Below are 1,000 nucleotides of genomic sequence, written 5' to 3' on the forward strand. Positions count from 1 at the left end.
CACCGGACTGCGCGGGGCCGCCAGCGGCGACATGCTGCTGGCACTCGGCGGGATGTACCTGCTCAGCGATTCGTTGAACAAGAACCTCAGGGAAGCGGAACGGGTAATCGGGGACAAGGCGCTGGAGGCCAGGTTGGCGTTGTATGGCAGCAGCCTGGGGGTGTTGGGGGGTGGGGCGGAACTGGTGGGGAGTGCATTGGTGGGAGGGGCGAATCGGGTGCTGACGAATCGGGGTTTGTCTGCGCGAGGTGCGGTGTTAGTGGAGGCGACCGCAAATTCCGGGCACCTTCTTGCAAGAGCGGGGGCCGTGATTGGTGCCGCTGCGGGAATTTTTGAGGCGATGCAGGCAGGAATCGCTGTCAATCGTGCAGGGAAAGGTGGCGATACCCTTGCTGCAACTCTGTATGGGGCCTCGATGGGATTCTCAAGTATCGGAGCGGGCTTTGGGATTGCTGCGGCGGCTTCAGGAAGCTCAGCGCTGCTAGGCCCTTTGGGTATAGCGATTGTATTGGGCTTTCTGGCCTACAGCTTTTATCAGTGGGCCCAAAGAAAGGAATCAAGCCCCTTTGAACAATGGGCAAAACGCTGCTACTTCGGTCTTGCAAACGAAACACCCAAGGTTCATTGGCTACGACCTGACCAGGCCCACATCGCCATTGCCGAGCTCAATGCTGCGACCCTGGGCCTTGAGGTGGGTGTCAATTTCCGGCTGCGAATGACTGGCCTCAGCTCCCCTGACTATGGCGGCCCCATCGCAGGTATCAGCGCCCCGGTCTACGAGCAGTGCCTGGAGTACCGGCTGTCCCTGCCGTACTTCGACGCTTCGCGTTCTGCCTATCGCTGGACCCTCACGATACACCGCCATGGCGACGGACCTGCCACTCAGTACACACGCGGAGAAGTGGTCGCGGGAGGCGAGTTAGATCCCCCCGCCATTGCCACCTCAGCCAGCGAACGTCGCGCCGCGCTGGCAACCTCTACACCTCCCAAAAAGCCCGAC

The 1,000-nt window shown here is 61.1% G+C and carries 1 pseudogene; it reads left to right on the forward strand.

Annotated elements, in window-relative coordinates:
• Positions 1-31: 31 nt before the first annotated feature.
• Positions 32-1,000: pseudogene (locus AC3WQN_RS25435) on the forward strand (hypothetical protein); the annotation flags it as partial.

The organism is Pseudomonas sp. FW300-N1A1 (assembly GCF_058789115.1).